9 protein-coding genes are annotated in these 13,534 nt (G+C 71.0%); 4 read left to right on the top strand and 5 right to left on the bottom strand.

Features of this window, described 5'->3' with window-relative positions; genetic code table 11:
- The first annotated feature begins 339 nt into the window (after nt 1-339).
- Both WME73_RS44670 and WME73_RS44675 read left to right on the top strand, forming a co-directional pair.
- On the top strand, nt 340-2,169 hold the full coding sequence (locus WME73_RS44670) for an OmpA family protein (protein WP_437913532.1): 1,830 nt from the start codon (nt 340-342) through the stop codon (nt 2,167-2,169).
- Nucleotides 2,166-3,896, top strand: a complete 1,731-nt coding sequence (locus WME73_RS44675; RefSeq protein WP_437913533.1) for a DUF3344 domain-containing protein — start codon at nt 2,166-2,168, stop codon at nt 3,894-3,896. The genes WME73_RS44670 and WME73_RS44675 overlap by 4 nt, the downstream gene beginning before the upstream one ends.
- A gap of 15 nt (nt 3,897-3,911) precedes the next feature.
- Here the strand turns inward: WME73_RS44675 and WME73_RS44680 are convergent, their stop codons facing one another.
- The 5 genes from WME73_RS44680 to WME73_RS44700 form a co-directional block, all read right to left on the bottom strand.
- Complete coding sequence (locus WME73_RS44680) at nt 3,912-4,247, bottom strand: DUF4351 domain-containing protein (protein WP_437913534.1); 336 nt, start codon at nt 4,245-4,247, stop codon at nt 3,912-3,914.
- Nucleotides 4,244-4,618 (bottom strand): Rpn family recombination-promoting nuclease/putative transposase, encoded by a 375-nt coding sequence (locus WME73_RS44685; protein WP_437913535.1) that lies wholly within the window; start codon nt 4,616-4,618, stop codon nt 4,244-4,246. The genes WME73_RS44680 and WME73_RS44685 overlap by 4 nt, the downstream gene beginning before the upstream one ends.
- Nucleotides 4,615-4,920, bottom strand: coding sequence for a hypothetical protein (locus WME73_RS44690; protein ID WP_437913536.1), 306 nt, complete (start codon nt 4,918-4,920; stop codon nt 4,615-4,617). The genes WME73_RS44685 and WME73_RS44690 overlap by 4 nt, the downstream gene beginning before the upstream one ends.
- Nucleotides 4,921-5,683: 763 nt before the next feature.
- Nucleotides 5,684-7,699: a zinc-ribbon domain-containing protein gene (locus WME73_RS44695; RefSeq protein WP_437913537.1), complete on the bottom strand. Its 2,016-nt coding sequence runs from the start codon at nt 7,697-7,699 to the stop codon at nt 5,684-5,686.
- A gap of 212 nt (nt 7,700-7,911) precedes the next feature.
- Nucleotides 7,912-9,501, bottom strand: coding sequence for a hypothetical protein (locus WME73_RS44700; protein WP_437913538.1), 1,590 nt, complete (start codon nt 9,499-9,501; stop codon nt 7,912-7,914).
- Nucleotides 9,502-10,270: 769 nt separating this feature from the next.
- On the opposite strand from WME73_RS44700, the gene WME73_RS44705 reads away from it, so the two are divergent.
- Complete coding sequence (locus tag WME73_RS44705; RefSeq protein WP_437913539.1) at nt 10,271-12,592, top strand: SdrD B-like domain-containing protein; 2,322 nt, start codon at nt 10,271-10,273, stop codon at nt 12,590-12,592.
- Nucleotides 12,593-13,029: 437 nt separating this feature from the next.
- Nucleotides 13,030-13,500, top strand: a complete 471-nt coding sequence (locus tag WME73_RS44710; RefSeq protein WP_437295895.1) for a response regulator — start codon at nt 13,030-13,032, stop codon at nt 13,498-13,500.
- Nucleotides 13,501-13,534 lie beyond the last annotated feature (34 nt).

Genomic DNA, 13,534 nt, shown 5'->3' on the forward strand with positions numbered 1-13,534 from the left:
GGTCCCTCTCTTTACAGTCGTCCGGCGGGCAGCGCGGGATATGCGCTCTTCGACGAGGTCGACTTCGCCCGCGCGGCACGGCCCGCTCGCGGCGGCGTCGCTGCGATGAAGCGCGCGCCGCCTGCGCGCGATCGCCTCTCGTTCGTTCAGCGGATCGGGAAATGCGCTGGGGGTGGCGCGGAATGGTCGGGGAATGGTCCGGGGAGGTGCGCGCAAGTCCTACGAACATGCGGACGACGTCGCTCGTTGTTCAAGACTCCGCACTTGCCGACCTGTATACTCATCCGCGACAGCGTCTTATATCGTCATGCGAAACCCGCCGATGCAGGGTGCCACCTCATGAGACTTTGGCCTCTCCGTTCGCTTGCCACCGCGCTGGCCGCCCTCGTCGTCGTCCCTCTCCTTCCCGCGCCTGCGCACGGGCAGGACGCGCCGGTCAACCCCGGAGGCATGGCCCTGAGCCGCTTCGTGCCGGCGCCGGCCGGGGACCGCATGTTCAGCGTGCCGTCGCCGTTCGTGGCAGGGCACCTCACACCGCACGTGATGCTGCTCGCCGATTACGCGAGCAACCCGCTGGTCCTGCGGCGCGAGCGCGACGGCGCCGAGATCGGCGCGGTCGTCAGCGATCAGCTCACGTTCCGCCTGGGCGCGTCGCTCCCGCTCTGGAACAAGCTGAGCGTCGACCTCGATGCGCCGCTCACCGCGCTGCAGTCCGGGGACAGCCCGAGCGGCGGCGGCCAGCTGTTCCCGTCGCCGAGCGGCGCGGCGCTCGGCGACGTGCGGCTCGGCGCGCGCTTGCAGCTCCATGGTGCGTACCATGACCCGTTCCAGCTCGCCGTCGGCGCCTACCTCTGGTTGCCGACCGGCGCGGACGACTCGTTCGTGAGCGACGGGAGCGTCCGGGCGATGCCGTACGTCGCGGCCGGCGGCCGCATGGATCGGCTCGTCTGGTCGACCGCGCTGGGCACCGAGGTCCGGCGCTCCCAGTCGTTCGGCGGCGTGGCGCAGGGGACGATGCTCACGCTGGGCGGCGGCGTCGGGTTCCTCGCGCTGGACGGCCGGCTCCAGGTGGGGCCGGAGCTCAGCGCCGCGATGGTGCTCGAGGACATCAGCAGTCGCTCGACCAACGCGGAGCTCCTCCTCGACGCGAGGTATCGATTCCTGCCCTTCATGGAGGCGGGCATCGGCGTCGGGCCGGGGATCACCTCGGGCATCGGGACGCCGGACGTGCGCGCCGTCGCGATGGCCGCCTTCACGCCGGAGCAGCCGACCGACAAGGACAGGGACGGCATCGGCGACCCCGAAGACGCGTGCCCGAGCGTGCCGGGCGTGCGCAGCGGCGACCCGAAGAAGAACGGCTGCCCGCCGCCGCCGGACCGCGACGCCGACGGCATCGTCGACGCCGAGGACGCCTGCCCCGCCGTCGCCGGCGTGCGCAGCGACGACCCGAAGAAGAACGGCTGCCCGCCGCCGCCGGACCGCGACGCCGACGGCATCGTCGACGCCGAGGACGCCTGCCCCGCCATCGCCGGCGTGCGCAGCGACGACCCGAAGAAGAACGGCTGCCCGCCGGACCGGGACGACGACGGCGTGGCCGACGCCGAGGACGCCTGCCCCGACGTCAAGGGGGTCCGCTCGAAGGATCCGGCGAAGAACGGCTGCCCGCGCGACACCGACGGCGACACGTTCCGCGACGACACGGACGCCTGCCCGAGGGAGAAGGGCTTCGCGGATCCGGACCCGGAGAAGCACGGCTGCCCGAAGGCGGTGCGCGTGACCGAGAAGCACGTGGTGATCCTCCAGCAGGTGCAGTTCGACACGGACAAGGCCACCATCAAGCCGGTGAGCGATCCGCTGCTCGACGAGGTCGCCGAGGTGCTGAAGGAGCACCCGGAGATCGTGCTCATCGAGATCCAGGGTCACACCGACAACCGGGGCACGGTGGAGCACAACAGGATCCTGTCGCAGAACCGCGCCAACTCCGTCATGGCGGCGCTGGTCCGCCGCGGCATCGATTCGACGCGGCTGACGGCCCAGGGCTACGGCCGGGAGCAGCCCATCGACGACAACGCGACGGAAGCCGGGAGGCAGCGGAACCGGCGAGTCCAGTTCAACATCATCAAGAAGGCCGCGTACAAGCCGCAGGCAGAGACCGGAGAGGATCGATGAGAAAGCAGTTGAGCATCACGGGGCTCGCGTCCCTCACGCTGATCGGGCTCACGACCGCCAGCGCGACGGCCGAGCCCAAGCTGCGTGTACAGATCGATCAGCAGGGCGACTTCGCCCTCATCGGGAGCTCGATCGGGCAGGAGTGCCGCTCCGCGACGCCGAGGCCCACGGAGGGCACGATGGGCGCCTGCGGCCAGTCGACCGTCGAGTCGGGGCCCGATCTCTTCTGGCGGTCCGACTCGCCTGCTGACGGCAGGGCGGAGGCGAGCCTCGATATCACCCCGGAGATGGCGCGCACGACCGCGGTGCTGACGCTGCCCGAGGGGGCGGCGGTGACCCACGCGTTCCTGTACTGGGCCGCGCGCAACACCGCCGGCGCCGATCCGGAGGTGGAGCTCCACCACGCGGGCGGCTACGACGGCACGGTGACCGCCATCGACTCGGTCGAGACGGTGATCAACCAGGGGAAACCCAACGAGTCGCACAACTACCAGTCCGTCGCCGACATCACCTCGATCGTGAAGGAGAGCGGCGCCGGGGCCTACCGGGTGGGCGGCGTGGACGTCGTCGACGTGAGGGACAGCGACGACGACGTGGTCTTCGTGGCGTGGTGGATGGTGGTGTTCTACGAGGCGCCGAGATCGCCGATGCGCAACCTCGCGCTGTTCGACGGGCTCGACCGGGTCTCCGACGTGGGCTGGCAGCAGGTCGAGCTCTCGGGCTTCAAGGTGCCCGACGCCGGCTTCGTGGCGAAGCTGGGCATCGTCGCGTTCGAGGGCGACAACTCGAACACCGGTGACAGCGTGTTCTTCAACCCCAAGAACCCGGGGAAGCCCGATCTGGCCGAGGCGCTGAGCGACGAGCTGAACCCCGCCGACAACTTCTTCAACAGCACCCGTTCGGCGCTCGGAAAGGCGGTGTCGGTGGAGGGCGATCTCCCGAGGATCCCGGGCACGCCTCAGAGCATGTCGGGGGTCGACATCGACATCGTGGACGTCAGCGCGAAGCTCACGCCGGGGGACGATCGGGCCACGCTCGTCGCCACGAGCAGGGACGAGCTCTATTTCCTCGCGGGGTGGGTGACGTCGATCTCCAACTATGGGCCTGATTTCAGCAAATCGAGCAAGGTGGCCACGGACCTCGGCGGGCTGCCGACCTACCGCGGGGACGCCGTCGAATACCGCATCACGGCGACGAACACGGGCAATGACGAGGCCGTGGGCGCGGTGCTGACGGACGCGCTGCCTGCTGGGGTGACGTTCGTCCCCGGCTCGCTGTCGATCGTCGATGGGCCGAACGCCGGTCCCCAGACGGACGCGCCTGGCGACGACCTCGGGGAGTACGATCCCGCGACGCGGACCGTCACGTTCTGGCTCGGGGATGGGGCGGACGGCGCGCAGGGCGGGAGCATCCCTGTCGACGGCAGCGTCACGGTGCGCTTCGAGGTGACGGTCGACGCGGACGCGCCGGACTTCATCAAGAACCAGGCGAAGATCGCCGCGGCGGGCGCGTTCGGCGCGCCGGTCAGCGACGATCCGACGGACGGCAACGGCGACGCCCCGGGCGCGCCGCCGACCGAGGTCGCCGTGGAGCCGGAGTCTTTCTACGCGGCCGGCAGCGGCATGCTCGGCCCCTGCGCGGCCAGCCCGCGAGGCCGGGATGGGAGCGCCGGCTGGCTCGCGGGGCTCGCGCTGGCCGGTCTGCTCTGCCGGCGGCGCAGGGGGTAGACGTTCACCGCCGCGTCAGCGCTCGGCCAGCGCGTCGTCGAGCGTGGGCGCGGTGAGCACACGCTCGGTCCAGCCGTCGATCTGCACGGCGTCGGCGGCGCGGATGCGCGCCTCGATCGGCTGCGGCAGCTCGCCGAAGCGCAGCCGGAGCTGCTTCAGCAACGTGCTCCGCTGCCCCTCGAGCCGGCCCTCTCGCTCGCCCGCCAGCCGGCCCTCTCGCTCGCCTGCCAGCCGGCCCTCCTCGCGAAGGTAATCTGCGATGGTCACGATCTCCTCCTCGGCATCCGGTCCCGCCGCCACGAGCAGCCTCGGCAGCAGCTTGTCGGGCTCGCGCGGGTCGGCGATGCTCAAGAACTACCGCCACACGCGCACGAGCGCAGCCCCTCCGTCAGGCGCCCGACGCACCTCCTGGACCACGTCGCGCCACGCCGACAGGCGCTCCACCAGATCCTCGGGATCGCGCGCATGCCGGAAGCACCACAGCACCAGCCGAAGAGCACGTAGATGAACAGCGACGCTCGCTCCAGTCTGGCGGTGAAGAGCAGATCGCTGTGGCTCGCGGCGAGCGCCTCGTCGATGAAGCTGCCAGGTTGCAACACCAGCGACGCGAAGTCGATGCGGGCCGCCAGGGCTGCAGGCAGCGCCTGGCGCAGCGCCACGGCCGCGTGCTCCGGCTGGCTGAACGTGGACTTGAACAGCGCGTCATGAGGGGTGGGCGTCACCGATCACCACCGCCGCCGGCGCACACCTTGGCAGCGAGCTCGCCGAGCTCACGCATCTCCCGCTCGTGCAGGCTGTCGCGGTCGCCGACCACGGACCAACACGCCCTCCTGGGGTCATCGACATCACGACGGAGCGAGCGCATGTACATCGGCACGCGCACCCCCTCGATCGAGCGCCAGCCCCAACCCAGGAGGCGCGGCTGCCACGCCGAAAGGAGCGCGAGCGTCTCGTCGTAGGTGGCTGCCCACTCGGCCTCGTCGATGCCTCGCGGATCGATGTCGAGAATCACGTGCACGCCCATGGGTCGATCCTTCTGGCCGGCGTGTGCAAATGGCCGGCGTGATGGGGCAAGCGCCTCCGCGGCGCGGAAGGACAAGCGTCGCTCTTGCACCGCCCAATACGGGCTCGGCGGCGCGCCGTCTCTGAGGCCGATTCGCTAGCAAGTCGCAGGCAGGTTGACCATGGAAAAGAAATCTATTTTTGGACGCGACTCATGAGATGGCATCGAGCGGTGTCGCGCAATTACGACAAGGCAAACCATCTCATCTCTCAATCGTCCCTCACACGCGCCCGTGCCGCTGGCCCAACCTGGCTCGGTTGCCTCAGGCCAACGTTGCCGTCCAGCAGGCCAACAGAAGGAGTGGGTGTCATCGAGTGCCCCGAAGGCGCCGCGCACCGGTGACGTGGCTCCACCCATGAATTACGGGGATATCTGCCGAGTGATTTGGGATTGCGCTGAACAGGCGCTTTGCTCGCCATGCCCGGGAACCGTCCCCCCTGGACCGCACCGTGGCTAGCGCCCGAGCCGCTCTGCCCTGGTCACGAGCACCGCCCATGTCGTCTCCTCCTCTTCGGTGAGACGGAAGCTCCGGGCGCGCATCGGAGGCCTTCCCGCGCCGCTGGCAGAGACCTTGGTGGGCGCGTCAGAAGCCTCCCGGCGCGCAACGCAGGCTCTGCGCGCGACAGGAGCCCTCGGCCCCGCTGCCGCGGGCCCTCGCGCCTGAAGAAAGCCCTCCAGCACGCCGCGAGGGCCACTCGCGGGAGCGCCCGTGCTCGGGCCGCGATCAGTTGATGGTGAAGGACTTGCTGACGGAGACCGAGCCCCCGCCGAAGGCAGGCACCCGCGCGCCGCGGAACAGCCTGGCGACGCAGCCGCCGACGCTGGTCCCGGCGAAAGGCGCCCCCTGGACTTCGGCCGACGTGACGCTGCCGCTCGGCGCGAAGGTGACCTTGACCCTGCCGGTCCCGGTCGGTCCGCCGGCCTTCTTGCAGCTCTTGGCGGAGCCAGCGGCCGCGCCGAGCGCCGAGCTCGCGGCGCCACGGTTGAACTCGGCGCCTCCGGACGCCGCCGGCTCCGGCTTCGATGCCGCCGGCTTCTCCGCCGCGGCGGCGGGCGCGGACGCCGGCTTCTCCGCCGCGGCGGGCGTCGCCGCGGCGGGCGTCGCGGCAGCGGGCGTCGCGGCGCTCGGGGCCTCGGCGCTGGCGGTGGGCTCCGCGGACGGCGCCGCCGTCTCCGCCGTGGACGGCGTTGCGGCCGCAGCGGTCTCGGCAGACGGCGGCGCCGGCGCCGCCGTCTGCGCAGGGCTCGGCACCTCGGCGGGGGCGGTGTTCGCCTGCTCCGGCGTGACCGTCGACGCCTCTTGCGTCGGCGACTGCATGAAGAAGAAGGCGACGCCGCCAATCAGCACGATCGCGGCGATCGCGGCCGCGATCAGACCCGTGCGGCCCTTCTTGGTCGAGGCCTCCGGCGCCGTGAGCGGAGAGAGCGACGAGAGCGACGCGGGCGGCACCGACGCCTTGGACGGAAGCGACATCGAGGGAGGCGGCCGCGAGTCCGTCACCGGCGCCAGCAACGGCGGCGGCGCGAGCATCGGCGCGGAGGCGATGGCGCCGCCGCCGAGGTTCAGCAGGTCGTCATAGCCGGCTCGACCGTTGTTCTTCGAGGGGCGGTTCGAGGGACGCCGGCCCGACGGGAGCTCGTCTTCTTCCTTCTGCTTGGCCGCCGCCGCGTTCTCGGTCGCGGTGAGCGCCGAGAGCGAGAAGAGGACCGAGTTCTCGTTGCGCTCGCCCACCTGGCGATCGAGGCCCGGCGGCGGGGCGGACCCGGCGGGGTCCTCGGCGCGCTCCGCGGCGCTGAAGACGTCGACCGCGGCCCCCCGGGCCGCGCGACGCGCAGCCGCTGGCGCCGGTGCGCCGCCTGGGGCCGGCGCCGCGGCCGCTGGGCTCGCCGGCGCCGCGGCCACTGGGCTCGCCGGCGCCGCGGCCGCTGGGCTCGCCGTCGCCGCGGCCGCTGGACTCGCCGGCGCCGCAGCTTCCGGGACCTTCGCCGATGCGACGGCTGCAGGCGCCGGGGTCGCGGCCCCCGCTTGGTTCAGGGCGCGCCGCGAGTCCTTCATGACCACGGTCCCCTCGGGCCCGAACCTGAGCCCAGCAGGCGCCGGAGCCGTGGGGACCGGCGCAGCTGCAGCGGCAGGCGCCGGAGCGGCGGCCGGCGCAGAGACCGCTGCGGGCGGAGGCGCCGCTGCGGCCGCCGGTGCAGCTGCAGCAGGGACGGCCGCGGCAGCGGGCGCGGCGGCAGCGGGCATGGGCGTCGCGATCGCGGGCGCAGCGGCAGCGGGCGCCGCCGCGGCGACGGCTGCTGCGGGCGCGGGCGCCGCGTCTTTCTGCGAGGAGAATCGCTCCTTGAGCTCCGGGACGCTGGCGATCGGCAGCCAGTCGCCCATCCCGTCCTTCCACACGTACGTGTCGTTGCTCAGGCCTCCGCGCGCGTACTCGGCCACGAGCTCGGCGGTCGTCATGGTCCGCTCGTCGCCCTCGGCGACGTTGACGGTCCACGTGTCGGGCGCCGCCGCCGCGGGCGCGCCGCCCACGTCGGCCACGAGCTTCGCCTCGGCGTCATCCGACAGATCGCCCTGCTGCTCCACGGTCGCGTCCTGCGGTGCGGCCGGGGCAGCCTCGTTCGCGCCGTGGACCACCATCGAGTGGTTGCACTTCTTGCATTTGATCTTGACCGTCTTGCCGGCGACTTTCTCGTCGGCAATCGTGTACTTGGCCTGGCACGACTCACACGTAATCTTCATGCGACTGTCGCCCTTCCCGTTCCGGCATGCGGGCATGGGTTCAACGACCACACACGCGCACGATCACGCGGCCCGGTCGGTCGACGCAGAATAGCGGGACGGCGCGAGGCCGATCAAGGCGGCGACTTCTTTTATGATCGCCGCCGGCGCAGCGCCGCGCGATGACGCAGCGCGCGTCCACGTCCTCGCTCAGCGCGCGCAGTGTGGCGCGATCAATTGAGCAGCAGCAGCTGCGTGCCGTCCTTCCCGCAGAACATCGCCTCGCTCGGATAGCGGTCGCCGCAGGTTGGGCAGATCTTTCCACGAGCCCGCAGCGTCGGCCGGACCGGCGCCGCGGCTGGCCCTGCGGCGCCCGCGAGCGAGGCCCCCGAGGGCGCCGGCGCGCCCTCGGCGCCTGCGCTGTCGCGCTCGCCGGCGGCGCCGGCCGTGGAGGACGGGCCCTCCACGTCGCTTCCTGTCCGCCGGCGGCCTCGGCGGAGCAGGATCAACCCGGCAAATCCGAGGCAGGCCGCGACCCCGCCCACGATGGCCACGAACAGGTTCTTGCGCTGGCGTCCCAGGTCCTCGCCCGAGGTCGTGCGCCCGCCGATGGTGCCGGCCGCGATCACCACGACGGCGGCCTGCTCGCTCTCGCCGGCATCGTTGAGCCCGCTCGCAGCGAGGAGCGCGTCGTAACGATCGGGGCTCGTCACCTCGATCGCGACGGTCACCCCCTTGCCGGCGACGGACGCGACGAGGCCGAGCGCCCCCTCGCCCGCACCGGCGCCGAGCGAGAGGGCGCCTGTCGCATCGACCGTCGCAGCGGAAGCGAGCGGCCCCGGCGCGATCGACCACGTGGGCCTCGTCGGGAGCGCGCACCCCTCCGCATCCATGACCAGCGCGCGGAACTGAAAGCGTTCGCCCGGCCGCATGAGCTTGCGCGACGGCGTGACCTCGAGGCGCGCCGGCTCGCCGGGGGCGTCGCAGGTGCGCGACGCCGCGGGTTTCTTCTCGGCTGCGGCGGGCGCCGCGGGCGGAGCGCTCACGACCGGCGGCGGAGCGCTCGCCACCGGCGGCGGGGCGCTCGCCGCGGGGGGCGCTTCGCCCTCGCGCCGGACGAGCGTGTAGGTCCGCGTCCTCGTGACCGACGCGCTGCAGGTCGTGTCCTGGATGATGAACTGGTACTGCCCCGTCTCCACCATGTTGATGCTGGCGTCGGTCGCCTGGGTCGTGGTGGTGACCACGGCGCGGCGGGGATCGCTGGCCGGCGTGGTGCAGCGGGTCTGCCAGGAGCGCGCGTTGCCAGACGCCGAGTGCTTGCTCCGCGCGAGCCCGGGCATCTGCTCCCAGCACTCGGCGGTGCTCCACGACCGTCCGGCGCCCGAGATCGAGAGCTCCGAGCCGTGCTGCTGGATCTGCACGGCGCCGCCCGGGGCACCCTGCGGGCGAGGCCTGGGCCCGCACGCCTGCCCCCAGGCGGAGACCGACCACTGTTCAGTGAGGGCGCTCGCGGTCCAGGACCCGCTCAGCGTCGGCAGGTCCTGCGCGGCGCCGGCGCGAGGGATGGCGACGGCGAGAGCAATGGACGCGAGCGACGCGAGCGACGCGAGCGACGCACGGCGAAGCGCGTGGAGCAGGGCCGACGAGGCGAGCAGCGGGCGTCGCACAGGCGAACCGTAGCAGCGCCCGCGCGCGGGCGGCAGCCGGCAGGCTCGAAGCGCCGCCCGCGCGGTGCCGTGCGGCGCGAGCTGCGCGAGGTGCCAGACCGCAGCGAGCGGCGGCGCGGCCCGCTCGTTCAGCCACCGCGTCCCGCGCCCGACCATCGACCAACCACCGCGTCCAGGGCGGCGGGGCGCCCGCGGGTCCGAGGCGCAGGTCCCCGGCGTGCGTGAGCGACGAGCAGACGAGCAACGCGTGACACGCAACCGCCCGGGGCCACCCTCACAAGCGCCCGAGAGCAAGAGCCGTACAAAATGCTCACACCGCGAAAAAGGATCTGGACAGGCAAAATAAAGATTCGTTACATTGAAAAATGGTCCCGTGCGCATTCTGCATCAAATCTCGTCAGGCACTCCCGCGTACCTGATCCGATCCTGCTCGTCCCTCGACCCCTGCGAAGGGTCGGAGAGGGCCGCTGAGCGTCGCCGCTCGCCGCCGAACGTCCAGCGCGCCCCAAGCGAACCGCGAGCTGCGCGCCGACCGTCGAGCCGGCGAGTGCTCTGGCCATCGAACTCGATGCGCCAGACTGCGCTCGTCTTCGCGGACCGCGAGCAGACCGTGAGCAGCCCAAAAGCGTCACCGCACGACCCAAAATTGTCACCGTGCAACTCGACACTTTTCTCGCACCTATCGCCAAAAAGATCTGGACACCTCCAGATCTGAGTTGCTAACTTACACACTGTTACCTTGCGCATCCGCTCTCCGATCGAAGCACAAGCACCCGCGTACTTGATCCGATCCTGATCAGCCCGCGGGGGCTCATTCCGACCGGAGCCCGCGAAACCGACCTCGCCTGACCCGTGTGTCATGGTGCCTTCTATTCGGATGACGCTCCAGCAATGGTTCACCCGTGAGGACCTCGAGGAGCTACCAATGAAGCAGTTCGCAATCGCATCTTCTGCCGCGCTCGCCACGCTGTTCATCACCGCCACCAGCCTCGCCAACACCACCGCTCCGTCGCCCACCTGCACCGTGATCAAGCGGGGTGTCCTCGGCGACATCTACAACGCCGAGATCTGGAGCCTCGCCCCGAGCTACCACGTCCCGACCCCGTTCGAGGTCAACACCGGGTACTCGAGCTCGGTCGGAGAGAAGCGCGCATTATTCCGCTTCGATCTCAGCCCCATCCCCGCCGGCTCTCTCGTCACGTCGGCCACGTTCTACGCCCAGACGTACACGAGCACCGCGCAGACCGTGTACGTCCACCAGGTGCTCGCCCCCTGGAGCGAGGAGCTCGTCACGTGGAACAACTTCGGCGGCATGGACCCCGCCGCGTTCACCTCGTTCGTGCCCAACGTCACCGGGTGGAGCTCGGTCGATCTCACCGGGATCGTGCAGGACTGGGTGGACGGGACGGCGCCGAGCCACGGGATCCTCCTCGAGGAGGGCGCCAGCGGGAAGACGTCGTACAAGGGCAGCGCCCACACCGATGTGTCTTACCGGCCTCTCCTCGAGGTCTGTTACACGGCGCCGAAGGGCTCGATCGGCGACAAGGTGTGGTTCGACGCCAACGCGGACGGCATCGAGGACGCCTCGGAGCTCGGCATCTCCGGCGTCGTCGTCGACCTCTTCGGCGACGCGAACTGCGACGGCGTCGCCGACGGCGCCCTGCTCCAGACGGCCGTGACCGGCGCGAACGGCGTCTACCGCTTCACCGAGCTCGAGGCGGGCTGTTACGTCGTCGACGTCGACGACGCGACGCTCCCGCTCGGCCATATCCTGACCAGCGACGACGAGCCGCTCGGCGTGTCCCTCGACGCGGGGGAGAACGTGGCCAACGCCGACTTCGGCTACGTGACGTACTCGTCGATCGGCGACACGGTGTGGCTCGACAGCGACGCCGACGGGCTCTACGAGCCGGAGACCGGCGAGCTCGGCGTCAATGGCGTCCGTGTCGAGCTGTTCCAGGGGGCCCAGCTGATCGACTTCACGATCACCGGCACGAGCCCCTACACCGGCCAGCCCGGCTTCTACCTCTTCGACACGCTCCCGGCGGGCGCCTACTCGGTGGTCGTCACGTCCGACAACTTCATGACGAGTGGTCCGCTCGCTGGACAGGAGCCGACGGCCGACCCCGACGGCGGGCTCGACAACGTGGGTGCGGTCTCGCTCGGCTGGGCACAGGACCTGCTCGACGCGGACTTCGGTTACCAGCTCTCCTGCGGCAACGGCGTCTGCGGCGGTGACGAGAGCTGTTCCAGCTGCGCCGTCGACTGCGGCACCTGCCCGCCGGTCTGCGGCAACGGCACCTGCGAGAGCGGCGAGGACTGCGGGAGCTGCAGCGCCGACTGCGACGTCTGCCCGCCCGCCTGCGGCGACGGCACCTGCGACGCCAGCGAGAGCTGCAGCACCTGCGCGGCCGACTGCGGCACCTGCCCGCCGGTCTGCGGCAACGGCACCTGCGAGGCCGGCGAGGACTGCGGCACCTGCTCGGACGATTGCGGCGCCTGCCCCGCGGTCTGCGGCAACAACGTCTGCGAGAACGGCGAGGACTGCTCGAACTGCACCGGCGACTGCGGCGCTTGCCCCGCGGTCTGCGGCAACAACGTCATCGAGCCCGGCGAGAACTGCCTCGAGTGCCCGAGCGACGTCGGCGTCTGCCCGCCGGTCTGCGGCAGCGGCGTCTGCGAGGCCGGTGAGACCTGCTCGAGCTGCGCGGCCGACTGCGGCGCCTGTCCGCCGGTCTGCGGCGATGGGGTCTGCAAGGCGGGCGTCGAGAACTGCTCGAGCTGCGCGGCCGACTGCGGCGTCTGCAAGTGCTCATCCCCCGGCACCGGCTCCCCCGGCTACTGGAAGAGCCACCCGAGCGCCTGGAAGATCACGAAGCTGACCATCGGCGGCAAGACCTATACGAAGTCCCAGCTCCTCGACATCATCAGCCGTCCGACGCGGGGCGACGTCACGTACATCATCGCGAAGCACCTCATCGTCGCCAAGCTCAACGTCGGTATCGGCAACCGGTCGAGCTGCATCGAGGACACCATCGCCAAGGCCGACGCCTGGCTCAAGAAGTACCCGCTCGGCAGCAACGTGAAGGACAATTGCAGCAGGAACGCGCCGTGGGTGACCGGCAAGCCCCTGTCCGAGATGCTCGACAAGTACAACAACGGCTATCTCTGCGCCCCCCACCGCGACGACCTCGACTGCGAGGACAACCGCAACGATCGCGACCATCACCGCGGCTGCGGCCGCTGAGACGTAGACGCGAGCGTCCCCGGGCCAGCGCCCGCTCCAAGCGACCAGCCTGGAGAGCCGCCGTAGCTGGCCCAGCCCCTCCCCGCCTCCCCCTCCCCCCCGCCGTCGCTGTCCTCACCTCTAGCAAGGGGGCCGCCTCGTTCTCGGGACGGAACGTCCCTCGACGCCCGTAGGCACCCCCACACCCCCGCATGGGCGTGATCTGCCCCTCGCGCGGCAAAATGCCCCTACCCGCCCCGAAGGGGGCCCCTGCCGGCGCCGCCTACGCCTCGAACAGCGCCCCGCCAACGAGCGGGGTCGAGCCCGTCGAGACCGCTCCACCGCAAGACAGGACAGCATGGCACGGGCGCTGCAAATCCTGCGGGGCTGAGCTCCGAGGACCGCGGTAGACGGTCCAACGACGCAGCGTTGGCGGGCCCAAAGAAGGAGAAGTTGCCATGAACCTGACGGAAAGCTGGATTGGCGATAAGCCCTTGGTCCCGCCTTGCGGCTTGTTCGGCAAAGGTCAGCATATCGTCCTGGCCGAAGACGACGAGGATTTCCGGTCCACGATCGCCATGGCGCTCCGCAGCGACGGGTTCGAGGTGTCCGAGGCGCGAAACGGCCTCGAGCTGCTCGACAAAGTGGCGCCCTGCCTCGGTGGGAACGAGCCCCCGAAGCCGATCGACGCGATCGTCAGCGATATCCAGATGCCCTGCTTCTCGGGGATGGAGATCCTGGAGGGCCTCGCCGAGGTGAGGCGGCGGCCGCCGGTCATCCTGATCACGGCGTTCGGCCACCCGCACCTCCACGCGACCGCGCGCAGCCTGGGCGCCTCGGCCGTCTTCGAGAAGCCGTTCGATCTGGACGATCTCCGCAGCGTGCTGTTCAACCTGAAGGACGCGCCCGGCTTCGACGGCGGTTACTGAGGAGGACCGACGAGGACCGACGAGGGAGCGCTCC

It is taken from the genome of Sorangium sp. So ce302 (assembly GCF_051530145.1).
GTDB lineage: Bacteria > Myxococcota_A > Polyangia > Polyangiales > Polyangiaceae > Sorangium > Sorangium cellulosum_B.

What these genes read in the sequence shown, in the direction of transcription:
- WME73_RS44670 (WP_437913532.1), top strand. Translation starts at nt 340, where the DNA reads ATGAGACTTTGGCCTCTCCGTTCGCTTGCCACCGCGCTGGCCGCCCTC.
- WME73_RS44675 (WP_437913533.1), top strand. Translation starts at nt 2,166, where the DNA reads ATGAGAAAGCAGTTGAGCATCACGGGGCTCGCGTCCCTCACGCTGATC.
- WME73_RS44690 (WP_437913536.1), bottom strand. Translation starts at nt 4,920, where the DNA reads ATGGGCGTGCACGTGATTCTCGACATCGATCCGCGAGGCATCGACGAG.
- WME73_RS44695 (WP_437913537.1), bottom strand. Translation starts at nt 7,699, where the DNA reads ATGAAGATTACGTGTGAGTCGTGCCAGGCCAAGTACACGATTGCCGAC.
- WME73_RS44700 (WP_437913538.1), bottom strand. Translation starts at nt 9,501, where the DNA reads ATGGTCGGGCGCGGGACGCGGTGGCTGAACGAGCGGGCCGCGCCGCCG.
- WME73_RS44705 (WP_437913539.1), top strand. Translation starts at nt 10,271, where the DNA reads ATGAAGCAGTTCGCAATCGCATCTTCTGCCGCGCTCGCCACGCTGTTC.
- WME73_RS44710 (WP_437295895.1), top strand. Translation starts at nt 13,030, where the DNA reads ATGAACCTGACGGAAAGCTGGATTGGCGATAAGCCCTTGGTCCCGCCT.